The organism is Enterobacter vonholyi (assembly GCF_040834095.1).
Classification (GTDB): Bacteria; Pseudomonadota; Gammaproteobacteria; order Enterobacterales; family Enterobacteriaceae; genus Enterobacter; species Enterobacter vonholyi.
The window spans coordinates 889,710-902,216 of the sequence record NZ_CP162152.1 but is presented as its reverse complement, the minus strand read 5'-3'; the positions used below and the strand labels follow the sequence as shown (position 1 = coordinate 902,216).

The 12,507-nt window shown below is 57.7% G+C and carries 11 protein-coding genes; 3 read left to right on the top strand and 8 right to left on the bottom strand.

Annotated features, from left to right (window positions below; all coding sequences use genetic code 11):
* Position 1: 1 nt before the first annotated feature.
* From AB3N39_RS04215 to AB3N39_RS04200, 4 genes are read right to left on the bottom strand one after another with little or no spacing between them, the layout of a single operon-like run.
* A complete protein-coding gene (locus tag AB3N39_RS04215; RefSeq protein ID WP_045330387.1) occupies positions 2-640 on the bottom strand; it encodes an NADH:ubiquinone reductase (Na(+)-transporting) subunit D in 639 nt (212 codons plus the stop codon).
* Positions 633-1,427, bottom strand: coding sequence for a Na(+)-translocating NADH-quinone reductase subunit C (locus tag AB3N39_RS04210; protein ID WP_111965859.1), 795 nt, complete (start codon positions 1,425-1,427; stop codon positions 633-635). Before AB3N39_RS04210 ends, AB3N39_RS04215 begins: the two co-directional genes overlap by 8 nt.
* Entirely contained in the window at positions 1,420-2,655 is a 1,236-nt protein-coding gene (locus tag AB3N39_RS04205; protein ID WP_133293831.1) for an NADH:ubiquinone reductase (Na(+)-transporting) subunit B, read from the bottom strand. Before AB3N39_RS04205 ends, AB3N39_RS04210 begins: the two co-directional genes overlap by 8 nt.
* Positions 2,656-2,658: 3 nt before the next feature.
* The gene (locus AB3N39_RS04200) at positions 2,659-4,002 is read right to left on the bottom strand and encodes a Na(+)-translocating NADH-quinone reductase subunit A (RefSeq protein WP_133293830.1); all 1,344 of its coding nucleotides are present in this window, start codon (positions 4,000-4,002) and stop codon (positions 2,659-2,661) included.
* A 298-nt stretch (positions 4,003-4,300) separates the two neighbouring features.
* On the opposite strand from AB3N39_RS04200, the gene dpaA reads away from it, so the two are divergent.
* Positions 4,301-5,041, top strand: a complete 741-nt coding sequence (dpaA, locus tag AB3N39_RS04195) for a peptidoglycan meso-diaminopimelic acid protein amidase (RefSeq protein ID WP_111965861.1) — start codon at positions 4,301-4,303, stop codon at positions 5,039-5,041.
* On the opposite strand, the gene AB3N39_RS04190 is transcribed toward dpaA, so the two are convergent.
* On the bottom strand, positions 5,012-5,779 hold the full coding sequence (locus AB3N39_RS04190) for a class II glutamine amidotransferase (protein ID WP_111965862.1): 768 nt from the start codon (positions 5,777-5,779) through the stop codon (positions 5,012-5,014). The genes dpaA and AB3N39_RS04190 overlap by 30 nt on opposite strands.
* 46 nt (positions 5,780-5,825) lie before the next feature.
* On the bottom strand, positions 5,826-6,404 hold the full coding sequence (lpcA, locus tag AB3N39_RS04185; protein ID WP_021242877.1) for a D-sedoheptulose 7-phosphate isomerase: 579 nt from the start codon (positions 6,402-6,404) through the stop codon (positions 5,826-5,828).
* Between the two features lie 239 nt (positions 6,405-6,643).
* On the opposite strand from lpcA, the gene fadE reads away from it, so the two are divergent.
* Both fadE and AB3N39_RS04175 read left to right on the top strand, forming a co-directional pair.
* A complete protein-coding gene (gene fadE / locus AB3N39_RS04180) occupies positions 6,644-9,088 on the top strand; it encodes an acyl-CoA dehydrogenase FadE (RefSeq protein ID WP_136195224.1) in 2,445 nt (814 codons plus the stop codon).
* A gap of 108 nt (positions 9,089-9,196) precedes the next feature.
* Entirely contained in the window at positions 9,197-9,967 is a 771-nt protein-coding gene (locus tag AB3N39_RS04175; RefSeq protein WP_111965864.1) for an amidohydrolase, read from the top strand.
* 51 nt (positions 9,968-10,018) lie between these two features.
* Here AB3N39_RS04175 and AB3N39_RS04170 read toward each other — a convergent pair whose 3' ends face one another.
* Both AB3N39_RS04170 and AB3N39_RS04165 read right to left on the bottom strand, forming a co-directional pair.
* Positions 10,019-11,620, bottom strand: coding sequence for a gamma-glutamyltransferase family protein (locus AB3N39_RS04170; RefSeq protein ID WP_367897306.1), 1,602 nt, complete (start codon positions 11,618-11,620; stop codon positions 10,019-10,021).
* 9 nt (positions 11,621-11,629) lie between these two features.
* On the bottom strand, positions 11,630-12,505 hold the full coding sequence (locus AB3N39_RS04165) for an ABC transporter permease (RefSeq protein ID WP_028012069.1): 876 nt from the start codon (positions 12,503-12,505) through the stop codon (positions 11,630-11,632).
* Positions 12,506-12,507 lie beyond the last annotated feature (2 nt).

The window sequence follows — 12,507 nt, the reverse complement described above, 5'->3', positions numbered from 1 at the left end:
GTTACTCCTTTTCCTGCTGTTCTGGTCTCAACGTACGAATCAGCCAGATCAACAAACCGATAATGAAAAATGCGCTAGGGGCCAGCAGGAACAGGCCGTTTGGCAGATACCAGCCGCCGTTCTGCACCGTGTCCAGCACCGTGATGCCAAACAGCTTGCCGCTGCCAATCAGCTCGCGCAGAAACCCAACCGTAAGCAGGATCGCGCCGTAGCCGAGGCCGTTGCCGATACCGTCCATAAAGCTCGCCAGCGGCGGCATTTTCATGGCGTAGGCTTCCGCACGCCCCATGACGATACAGTTAGTGATAATCAGCCCGACAAACACCGAGAGCTGTTTGGAGGTTTCATAGGCAAAGGCGCGCAGCAGCTGATCGACCACGATCACCAGCGAGGCGATGATCGCCATCTGGACGATGATCCTCACGCTGTTGGGGATGTGGTGGCGGATCATCGAGATAAACATGCTGGAGAACGCCGTGACCAGCGTAACCGCCAGCGTCATCACTACCGCCGTTTCCAGTTTGGTCGTCACCGCCAGGGCTGAACAGACGCCCAGCACCTGCAGCGTGATCGGGTTATTGGCGAGCAGTGGGCCAATGAGTACTTTTTTGACTTCTTTCAGTTCACCGGTATCAGCCATTGTTCAGCGCTCCTTCACGTACGTTTTTCAGGAAAGGACCAAAGCCCAGCTCGCCCATCCAGAAATCAAAACTGTGCTGCACGCCTTTTGATGTGAGCGTGGCGCCGGAAAGCCCGTCAACGGCGTAGTCGTCACCGGGACGAGCCGCCCCTTTCATCACCTTCAGCGCAGGCAGGCCGTTATCGTCGAGCACTTTCTTGCCGACAAACTGTGCCCGCCAGTTAGGGTTCTCAACTTCACCACCCAGCCCCGGGGTTTCGCCCTGGTCGTAATACGTAATGCCTTTGACCGTGCGGCCATCGGTATCAAGAGCGACAAAGGCATACATCATTGACCACAGACCATTACCGTAAATAGGAAGTACCACTTCCTGAATGCGTTTTTGGGGATCGCGAACCAGATAAACTTCGGCAAGGTTGCTGCGACGCTTAATCCCCGCGGGATCTTGGGATGCCTCCAGCGTCAGGCTCATCTGCGGATCTTTGAGCGCCAGCGCCTGGTTGAATTTTGCCGGGTCTTTATCGAGCAGTTCACCCGTTTTTAAATCCACCAGACGCGCCGAAATACGTTCAGCAAAGACGGCAGAAACGTCGTCTGCGCTCATTCCTTCCTGCATCAGCCCGGCGACGGCCAGAATGTTGCGCTGTTTATCCAGCGCACGTTGCTCCTGCTGCAGGGGTTTTAACCCCACGGCAGAGCCGGCTACGACAATGGAGCAGACCAGGCAGAGCACCAGCACCACCAGCAGCGTCTTGCTGATGCTGTCGTTATTTTTTACTTCAGCCACGCGCCTTCCTCCGCTTGATGTTGGCCCGCACCACCAGGTAATCGAATAGCGGCGCAAACAGGTTGGCAAACAGAATGGCCAGCATCATCCCCTCCGGGTACGCCGGGTTGACCACGCGGATCAGGACACACATTGCGCCAATGAGCACGCCATAGCTCCATTTACCTTTGTCAGTGAAGGAGGCCGAGACCGGGTCGGTTGCCATGAACATCATGCCGAACGCGAAGCCACCCAGCACCAGATGCCAGTACCACGGCATGGAGAACATCGGATTGGTGGTCGAACCGATAACGTTGAACAGGGTGGCGGTCAGCACCATGCCGATCATCACGCCCGCAACAATTCGCCAGGAGGCCACGCGGCCAAAAAGAATGATCGCGCCGCCGAGCAAAATTATCAGCGTAGAGACTTCTCCGATGGAGCCCGGAATGTTGCCAATAAAGGCATCAAACCAGGTCACGGGCTGACCCGTCGCGTTGTTCACCAGCGTTTCGCCGCCGTGTGCGGCCCACTGTGAAAGCGGCGTCGCGCCGGAAAAGCCGTCTGCCGCCGTCCAGACCAGATCGCCTGAGATTTGCGCCGGATAGGCAAAGAAGAGGAACGCACGTCCCGCCAGCGCCGGGTTGAGGAAGTTCCGCCCGGTGCCGCCGAAAATTTCTTTAGCAATGACCACGCCGAAACTGATGCCCAGCGCCGCCTGCCAGAGCGGTAAGGTTGGCGGGACAATCAGGGCAAACAGAATCGAGGTCACGAAGAAACCTTCGTTGATCTCATGTTTACGGATGATGGCGAACAGCACTTCCCAGAAGCCACCCACGATAAATACCGTGATGTAAATCGGCATGAAGAACACCGCGCCCAGCGTCATCATGCTCAGCCAGCCCGCGTCTGCAGCAAAGCTTACCCCTAGCGACTGCGCCAGGCGGTAGTGCCAGTCAGACTGGATCACCTGCGCCAGCTGCTGGGCATCGTACATGTGGTGCAGCGCCGGAATGGTCTGCAAGCCAACGTTGTACATGCCCCAGAACATCGGCGGGAAGACCGCAAACCATACCAGGATCATCATGCGCTTAAGGTCGATGGCATCGCGAACGTGCGCCGCCCCTTTCGTCACCAGCCCCGGCGTGTAGAAAATAGTCGTCGTGGCTTCATACAACGGGTAGTACTTTTTGAGCTTCCCTTCGGTAAAGTGCGGCTCAATTTTTTCAAAGAGGTGTTTTAAGCCCATCGGTTATCCTTCCTGCTCAATGCGGGTTAACACCTCGCGCAATACCGGTCCATATTCGTTTTTGCCCGGACAGACATAGGTACAGAGCGCCAGATCTTCTTCGTCCAGTTCCAGACAGCCCAGCGCCTGCGCGCTATCGGTATCCCCAGCGAGCAGATCGCGCAGCAGCATGGTAGGCAGAATATCCAGCGGCATGACGCGCTCGTAGTTGCCAATCGGGACCATGGCGCGATCGCCGCCGTGCGTGCTGGTCGAGAAGCTAAACAGCTTATTACGCAAGAAGTGGCCCAGCGTAGTCCGGGTGACGGAGTATTTTTCCGCACCGGGCAGCACCCAGCCGAACAGCTCTTTTTCGCGCCCTTCCTGCACAATGCTGACCTGCAGATGGAAACGTCCCAGATACGCGTGCGCATTGACAGCATGGCGGCCACTGAGGACCGAACCGGAAATCAGGCGGTTTTCACCCTCTTTCATTTCCCCCACCAGCAGTTCATTGATGTCTGCCCCCAGCAGCGTCTTCACCAGGCGCGGGTTTGCAGCCTGCGGTCCACCGATGGCGATTATCCGTTCAGCGCAGAGTTCACCAGTGGTGAAAAGCTTACCGATGGCGATGACGTCCTGATAATTAAGGTGCCAGACCTGTTTCGTCAGGCTTACTGGCTCAAGGAAATGGATGTGCGTCCCGACCAGCCCCGCCGGATGCGGGCCAGCAAACTCATTAAACGTGACCTGCCCTTGCGAATGCCCACCAAGCTTGCCGCCGCCGGCCTGGCAAACGTGGACTTTCCCCGAAGTCAGGCGGGTTAAAACGGTCAGTCCGGCATCAAAGGCTTTGCGCTGCGCCAGAATAACCGGCTGCGGATCCACGCTGAGCGGGTTGGTGTCGATTGCCGTGACGAAAATCGCGGCCGGTTCCGTGCCCGGAACAGGGGATTTGCTGAAGGGACGCGTACGAAGCGCGGTCCATAAACCGGACGCCAGAAGCTGAGCCTGAACGGCGTCACGGTTCAGCGCAGCGAGTTCTGCGGCGTCATAATGGGCAAACTCACGCTTTTCATCGCCTTCAATGCGGATAACCACCGACTGCAGAACGCGCCGTTCGCCACGGTTGATGGCCACAACGGTGCCGCTCGTGGGGGCCGTGAACATCACGCCGGGATTTTTTTTGTCCTCGAAGAGCGCCTGTCCTTTGATCACGCGATCGCCCTCCTGTACAAGCATTGAAGGGCGCATTCCCAGATAGTCGTCGCCCAAAATGGCGACATGACGGACGCTTGCGCCTGTCGAAACGTGCTGCGCGGGCACGCCTGCAATCGGCAGATCAAGTCCTTTTTTTATTTTAAACATGTGGTTAGCAGGTTTCCATGAACAACAATCCAGTGGGCGCAAAGTGTAACATTTTCCCCTTTCCGCGGGCAGGGTATCCGCCATTGCGCGTGCCAAATTGCGAGCTAATGCGCAAAGTTTCTGGAGCCATCGCAATTTTGATGGTTTATTAAGTAAAACTAATTTGTAAACTCACCGCCCGGCTCTTGCGAAAATCTATAGCGGTGCTAATGTGAGCGCTCCTAACAGAATAATCTGATTTCGGGTCTCTTTTGCCGTCCTGGCAAGTTGGTCATGGTTTTATCAAGGAACTAGTAGTATGCGTAAAATCGCATTGTTCATTGCGATGCTTCTGATTCCGTGCATGTCGTTTGCCGGACTGCTCAGCAGTAATAGCTCAACGACGCCGGTCAGCAAGGAATATAAACAGCAGTTAATGGGATCGCCGGTTTATATTCAGATCTTCAAGGAAGAGCGCACTCTCGATCTGTTTGTGAAGATGGGCGAGACATATCAGCTGCTTGATAGTTACAAAATTTGTAACTACTCCGGCGGACTGGGGCCAAAACAGCGTCAGGGCGATTTCAAAAGTCCGGAAGGGTTCTACAACGTTCAGCGCAGCCAGCTCAAGCCTGACAGCCGCTTCTATAAAGCCATTAACATCGGCTTCCCGAATGCCTATGACCGTGCACACGGTTATGAAGGTAAATATCTGATGATCCACGGTGCCTGCGTGTCTATCGGCTGTTATGCGATGACCGACTCCGGCATTGATGAGATTTTCCAGTTCGTGACGGGCGCGCTGGTCTTTGGGCAGCCTAACGTACAGGTCAGCATCTATCCGTTCCGCATGACGGACGCCAACATGGCGCGTCACAAATATTCTTACTACGCGGATTTCTGGAAACAGCTGAAGCCAGGGTACGACTACTTTGAGCAGACCCACAAGCCGCCGGTGGTCTCTATCGTAGATGGCCGTTACGTGGTCAGCAAACCGCTGAGCCACGAAGTCGTCCATCCACAGCTGGCGTCAAATTACACGGTCCCCGAGACAAAATAGCACCCACTCGCCTGGCATAATCTTTTGCCAGGTTTCGTTGCCCGTCAGCGGCTGCGTTGCGATAACAGTGACCACATCGTTCGGTGTGGTCTCCTTCTGAAAATCTATCTCCACATCCTGATCGAGAAGCGTCGCAACGCCAAACGGCGCACGGCGGGTGATCCAGAACAGATTCGTCGAGCAGAACGCCATCACATAGCGGCCGTCAGAGAGCAGCATGTTGAACACGCCTTTTTCACGCAGTTCAGTTGCCAGCGTCGCGATATATTTGAACACGGCAGTCATGTTGCCGGGCGTGCGGGGATAGCGCTCCGTCAGCTTGTGCAGCAGCCAGCAGAAGGCTTTTTCGCTGTCCGTTTCGCCAACAGGGCGAAAATTGCCCGTCTCCAGCGATTTATAGCCCGTAAGTTGCCCATTATGCGCATAGGTCCAGTTACGGCCCCACAGCTCGCGGGTAAACGGATGGGTATTTTCCAGCGCCACTTCGCCGCGGTTAGCCTGGCGGATGTGGGCGATCACCGAGCGGGACTTGATCGGGTAGTCCTGTACCAGTTTGGCAATCGGTGAATTAAAGCTGGGCTGTGGATCTTTGAACGTGCGACACCCTTTTCCTTCGTAGAAGGTGATGCCCCAGCCGTCTTTATGCGGCCCGGTTCCTCCACCGCGCTGCACCAGCCCGGTGAAACTAAAGCAGATATCGGTTGGCACATTCGCGCTCATCCCGAGCAGTTCGCACATACATCACCTCCACAACAGCGGGGGCAAGAATGCCCCCAGCGAAGTCTTACTTAGCCATCTCTTTTTCGATCAGCTGGATCAGGATGTGGATCACTTTGATGTGAATTTCCTGAATGCGGTCAGCATAACCGAAGTGCGGAACGCGAATTTCGACATCCGCCGTACCGTCCATCTTACCGCCATCTTTACCTGTCAGGGTGATGACTTTCATCCCTTTTTCACGCGCGGCGGCGATCGCTTTGATCACGTTGCCGGAGTTACCGGAGGTCGAAATCCCCAGCAGCACGTCGCCTTCACGGCCTACCGCTTCAACATAGCGGGAGAAGATGTGATCGTAACCGAAGTCGTTGCCCACGCAGGAGATATGGCTCACGTCGGAAATCGCAATCGCCGGGTAGCCAGGACGGTTTTCGCGATAGCGTCCGGTCAGCTCTTCTGCGAAGTGCATCGCGTCACAGTGAGAGCCGCCGTTACCGCAGGAGAGCACTTTGCCACCCGCTTTGAAGCTGTCGGCCAGCAGGACCGCTGCGCGCTGAATAGCGTGAATATTGGCATCATCTTTCAGAAAGTTAGCCAGCGTTTCCGCCGCTTCGTTCAGTTCGTTACGAATAAGATCCTGGTACATGAGGATAATCCTTCAGTATTGATGAAATAACACAGTGGAGTGTACCGGATAGCGGGAAAAGCGAGAAGCTAAAGCCATGCGAATCGTCCGGCGTTTTGATTTTTTGTGCCGGCTAAAACACGAACAATGTGAACCAGGTTGTAATTATTTTGTAAACACATTGCTAAAGGAATTCACATCAACTACAACCATATCATCACAAGTGGTCAGACCTCCTACAAGCAAGGGAGCTTTTCTTTATGATGATTTTGAGCATTCTCGCAACCGTTGTTCTGCTCGGTGTGTTGTTCTATCACCGCGTGAGTTTATTCCTGAGCAGCCTGATTCTTCTGGCCTGGACGGCTGCGCTTGGCGCCGCAGGTCTCTGGAATATCTGGCTTTTAGTCCCTCTTGCCATCATTCTTCTGCCGTTTAACTTTGCCCCGATGCGTAAATCAATGATATCTGCGCCGGTGTTCAAGGGCTTTCGCAAAGTGATGCCGCCAATGTCGCGTACCGAGAAAGAAGCGATTGACGCAGGCACCACCTGGTGGGAAGGCGATCTGTTCCAGGGCAACCCGGACTGGAAAAAGCTGCATAACTATCCGCAGCCGCGCCTCACCGCTGAAGAACAGGCCTTTATTGACGGCCCGGTTGAAGAAGCGTGCCGCATGGCAAACGACTTTGCCATCACCCATGAAATGGCCGACCTGCCGCCGGAACTGTGGGCGTACCTGAAAGAGCATCGCTTCTTCGCGATGATCATCAAGAAAGAGTACGGCGGCCTGGAGTTCTCCGCCTACGCTCAGGCCCGCGTCCTGCAAAAGCTGGCGGGCGTCTCCGGGATCCTGGCGATTACCGTTGGCGTGCCTAACTCCTTAGGCCCGGGCGAACTGCTGCAGCATTACGGTACTGAAGAGCAGAAAGATCACTACCTGCCGCGTCTGGCACGCGGTCAGGAAATCCCTTGCTTCGCGCTGACCAGTCCGGAAGCGGGCTCCGATGCGGGCGCAATCCCGGATACCGGCGTGGTCTGCATGGGCGAGTGGCAGGGCGAGCAGGTACTGGGTATGCGCCTGACCTGGAACAAACGTTATATCACCCTGGCGCCTATCGCCACCGTGCTGGGTCTGGCCTTTAAGCTCTCTGATCCGGAAAGACTGCTGGGCGGCGAAGAAGATCTGGGCATTACCTGTGCGCTGATCCCAACCTCTACCCCAGGCGTTGAAATTGGTCGTCGTCACTTCCCGCTGAACGTACCGTTCCAGAACGGTCCGACACGCGGCCAGGATATCTTTGTTCCGATTGACTATATCATCGGTGGTCCGAAAATGGCCGGTCAGGGCTGGCGTATGCTGGTGGAATGTCTGTCTGTGGGTCGCGGCATTACCCTGCCGTCGAACTCAACCGGCGGTCTGAAGTCTGTGGCGATGGGGATTGGTGCCTACGCGCACATCCGTCGTCAGTTCAAAATTTCCATCGGCAAGATGGAAGGTATCGAAGAGCCGCTGGCGCGTATCGCGGGCAATGCCTACGTGATGGACGCCGCAGCCACGCTGATTACCTACGGCATTATGCTGGGCGAAAAACCAGCCGTACTGTCGGCCATTGTGAAGTACCACTGTACCCACCGCGCGCAGCAGTCAATTATTGACGCGATGGATATCGCGGGCGGTAAAGGCATTATGCTCGGCGAAGGCAACTTCCTGGCGCGCGGCTATCAGGGCGCACCGATTGCCATCACCGTGGAAGGGGCAAACATCCTGACCCGCAGCATGATGATCTTCGGTCAGGGCGCAATTCGCTGCCATCCGTACGTGCTGGAAGAGATGGCCGCCGCGCAGAACAACGACGTGGATGCCTTCGATAAGCTGCTGTTCAAACATATCGGTCACGTGGGCAGCAACAAGGTACGTAGCTTCTGGCTGGGCCTGACGCGCGGCCTTACCAGCGCCACGCCGACCGGCGATGCAACCAAACGTTATTACCAGCATCTGAACCGTCTGAGCGCCAACCTGGCCCTGCTGTCTGACGTCTCCATGGCGGTGCTGGGCGGCAGCCTGAAGCGTCGCGAGCGTATCTCTGCCCGTCTGGGCGATGTGTTGAGCCAGATCTTCCTGGCCTCTGCGGTCCTGAAACGCTACGACGATGAAGGCCGTCAGGAAGCGGATCTGCCGCTGGTACACTGGGGCGTTCAGGATGCGATGTATCAGGCTGAACAGGCGATTGACGATCTGCTGGCAAACTTCCCGAACCGCTTCGTGGCGGGTGCCCTGCGCGCGGTGATCTTCCCGACCGGTCGTCACCATCTGGCGCCGTCCGACAAGCTGGACCACAAGGTGGCGAAGATCCTGCAGGTTCCGAGCGCAACCCGCTCCCGCATCGGTCGCGGTCAGTATCTGGCACCGACGCAGCATAACCCGGTGGGTCTGCTGGAAGAGGCGCTGCTGGACGTGATGGCTGCCGACCCGATTCATCAGAAGATCTGTAAACAGCTGGGCAAAAACCTGCCGTTTACCCGTCTGGACGAACTGGCAAAACAGGCGCTCGCAGGCGGTATTATCAATAAAGATGAAGCCGCTCTGCTGGTGAAAGCCGAAGAGAGCCGTCTGCGCAGCATTAACGTGGATGATTTCGAACCGGACGAGCTGGCGACGCAGCCGGTAAAGCTGCCGGAGAAGCACCGCAAACCTGAAGCGGCATAACGCGTTTCGCTTATACAAACCCCGCCTCGCGCGGGGTTTTTTATTGCCACATTTTCTCGTTATGTCGTGCTACAGTGTCAAAAAGTGGTCGTGTGAGGAGTCTGAATTGTGCCTGGTCTGAAGATTTCTATTTTGCAGCAACCTTTAGTGTGGATGGATGGCCCCGCCAACCTGCGCCACTTTGATCGTCAACTGGAAGGCATTACCGGGCGTGATGTGATTGTCCTGCCGGAAATGTTCACCACCGGCTTCGCCATGGAAGCGGCAAAACAGTCAATGCCTCAGGATGAGGTGGTCGCCTGGATGCATGCCAAAGCGCAGCAGACCAACGCGCTGATTGCCGGAAGCGCCGCTCTGCAGACCGAACGCGGGCCGGTGAACCGCTTCCTGCTGGTGGAGCCGGAAGGGAAAGTGCATTTCTACGATAAACGCCACCTGTTCCGCATGGCGGATGAGCATCATCACTATGAAGCCGGTAACGAGCGCGTGGTGTTTGAATGGCGCGGCTGGCGTATTTTGCCGCTGGTCTGCTACGACCTGCGTTTCCCGGTGTGGTCGCGTAACCGCAACGATTACGACCTGGCGCTGTATGTTGCCAACTGGCCTGCACCGCGCTCCCTGCACTGGCAGTCGCTGCTGGTGGCGCGCGCGATTGAGAACCAGGCGTACGTGGTGGGCTGCAACCGCGTGGGGACGGACGGCAACGGGCATCACTATCGCGGCGACAGCCGGGTGGTGAACCCGCAGGGCGAGATCATCGCCACCGCCGAGCCGCACCAGGCAACGCGCATTGATGCCGAACTGTCGTTGACGGCGCTGAAGGAGTATCGGGAGAAGTTCCCGGCGTGGCAGGATGCGGATCCGTTTAGCATTGAGTGAAATTATCCCCTCACCCCGCCCCTCTCCCAAAGGGAGAGGGAGGATAAAATATTAACTCACCAGCGCCTGCCCGTCCTTGCGGCTTTCCGTCGCGGCCACGTAGTGTCCCTCCGGCAGGCGGTAAATTACCTGCGCGCCACCGAAGTTGTAATCATGAAGCGGATCTTCCACCACAATCTGATGTCCGCGCTCGCGCAGGGCGGAAATCGTGTTGCGATCGAACGTCGATTCAACGATCACCTCCCTGCCCTGCACCACGCGCCAGCGCGGGGCGTCGATTGCCGCCTGCGGGTTTTGCCCGTGCAGCATAATGCGCAGCGCCATCTGCATGTGCCCCTGCGCCTGCATCGGACCGCCCATCACGCCGAAGGACATCAGCGGCTGGCCGTTGCCGTCCATCGCAAAGCCCGGAATGATGGTGTGGAACGGGCGCTTGCTGCCCGCCAGCACGTTCGGGTGATTGGGATCCAGCACAAACCCGCATCCCCGGTTTTGCAGGCTGATCCCGGTATCCGGCACCACAATGCCTGAACCGAAGCCCATGTAGTTGGACTGAATAAACGACACCATCATCCCGCTGGCGTCGGCGGTGCTGATGTAGACCGTGCCGCTCTGGGTCGGGGAACCGTAGACAAAATCAGAGGCGTGCTCGTGATTGATAAGCGCCGCGCGCGACTTCAGATAATGGTCGCTCAGCAGCTCTTTCGCCGCGAACGCCATATGGTCTTCATCCGCCACGTAGCGGTCGAGATCCGCCAGCGCCAGCTTCATCGCCTCAATGGAGAGATGCAGAGACTGCACGGAATCCGGGTGATGCTTCTCAATGCCGCACTGCTCCAGAATGCCGAGCGCAATCAGCGTGGCGATCCCCTGGCCGTTTGGCGGCAGCTCCTGCACCGAACCGCCCGCGAAGTCGCGCGACAGCAGCTCTACCCAGTCCACGCGATGGCTCGCCAGATCCTCGGCCGTCAGGTGCGCGCCATGCTCTTTGGCGAAGGAAGCAATTTTCTGGGCCAGCTCACCGCGATAAAAAGCTTCGCCGTTGGTACGGGCGATCAGTTCCAGCGAGTTCGCCTGCGCCGGGTTACGAAAGATTTCCCCCACGCGCGGGGCGCGGCCTTCCGGCGCGAAACAGGCGCTAAAACCCGGCTGATCTTTCAGCTTGCTATAGCCGCGCTGCCAGAGATGCCCAATCAGCGGGGAGACCGGGAAACCGTTGCGCGCGTAGTCAATGGCGGGCTGCGCCAGCGTGGTCAGCGGCAGCGTGCCGAAGCGTTCCGCCAGCGCGACCCAGCCGGATACCGCCCCCGGCACGGTCACCGCGTCCCAGCCGATTTCCGGCACCGCGGTTTTACCGGCAAACAGATCCGCATGCCAGCTCGCAGGCGAACGACCGGACGCGTTCAGGCCGTGCAGCTTTTCGCCGTCCCAGACGATGGCAAAGGCGTCGCTGCCGATCCCGTTACCGGTCGGCTCTACCACCGTCAGCGCCATCGCGGTGGCAATGGCCGCATCAACGGCGTTGCCGCCCAGCTGCAGCATCTTCATCCCCGCCTGCGCCGCCAGGGGTTGCGACGTGGCAACAGCATTATGGCCCATCATTGGCGGGCGTCGTGAAGCGTAACCGGACGTAAAATCAAGCGCTTTGGTCATCATGACTCCTTAGTCGTGGCGCGGATCGAGCGCATCGCGCAGCCCGTCGCCAAGTAAATTAAAACCCTGCACGGCAAGGAAAATCGCCACGCCGGGGAAAACAGACATCCACGGCGCCTGCTCAAGAAACCCTTTCGCGGTGTTGAGCATTGAGCCCCAGGACGGATTAGGTGGCTGCTGCCCCAGCCCTAAAAACGACAGGCTGGCTTCGGCGATAATCGCTGAGGCAATTGCCAGCGTGGCCTGCACCAGGATCGGCGACATCACGTTGGGCAGGACGTATTTGATGATGATCCAGCGATCCGGCAGGCCAATCGCCCGCGCGCCGTCGATATACTCTTCGTTGCGAATAGCGATCACCTGACCGCGCGTCAGGCGGGCGAAGATCGGCATCGCCGAAAGACCGATGGCGATCATGGCGTTCGTCAGGCTCGGGCCCAAAAACGCTCCCAGCGCGATCGCCATGATCAGGAACGGACACGCCAGCAGCGCCTCGATAAACCGCGATATCACGCCGTCCCACATCTTCTGGAAGTAGCCCGCCACCAGCCCCAGCGGCACGCCGATAACCACCGCGATAACGACCGACATACAGCCCGCCATCAGCGAGGTGCGCGCCCCCCAGATAATGCGGGATAGAATGTCGCGCCCCAGCTCGTCGGTGCCGAACCAGTACATCGCTGAAGGCGCTTTGCGCACCGCGAGGAAGTTGGCTTTAACCGGGTCAAACGGGGCGATCCACGGCGCCAGCAGCGCCACCAGCACAAAGAAACCCACCACAAGCGCGCCAATCACCGCGCTTTTATTGGCGAGGAATTTCTTCAGCACCCGGTTCTGCGCGCGCGGCAGCGCGGGGGCTACGGTTTGCGTCGTCAGTTCCGCCATCG

Coding starts and splice junctions, on each gene's coding strand:
- AB3N39_RS04215 (WP_045330387.1), bottom strand. CDS start 640: ATGGCTGATACCGGTGAACTGAAAGAAGTCAAAAAAGTACTCATTGGC.
- AB3N39_RS04205 (WP_133293831.1), bottom strand. CDS start 2,655: ATGGGCTTAAAACACCTCTTTGAAAAAATTGAGCCGCACTTTACCGAA.
- AB3N39_RS04200 (WP_133293830.1), bottom strand. CDS start 4,002: ATGTTTAAAATAAAAAAAGGACTTGATCTGCCGATTGCAGGCGTGCCC.
- dpaA (WP_111965861.1), top strand. CDS start 4,301: ATGCGTAAAATCGCATTGTTCATTGCGATGCTTCTGATTCCGTGCATG.
- AB3N39_RS04190 (WP_111965862.1), bottom strand. CDS start 5,779: ATGTGCGAACTGCTCGGGATGAGCGCGAATGTGCCAACCGATATCTGC.
- lpcA (WP_021242877.1), bottom strand. CDS start 6,404: ATGTACCAGGATCTTATTCGTAACGAACTGAACGAAGCGGCGGAAACG.
- fadE (WP_136195224.1), top strand. CDS start 6,644: ATGATGATTTTGAGCATTCTCGCAACCGTTGTTCTGCTCGGTGTGTTG.
- AB3N39_RS04170 (WP_367897306.1), bottom strand. CDS start 11,620: ATGACCAAAGCGCTTGATTTTACGTCCGGTTACGCTTCACGACGCCCG.
- AB3N39_RS04165 (WP_028012069.1), bottom strand. CDS start 12,505: ATGGCGGAACTGACGACGCAAACCGTAGCCCCCGCGCTGCCGCGCGCG.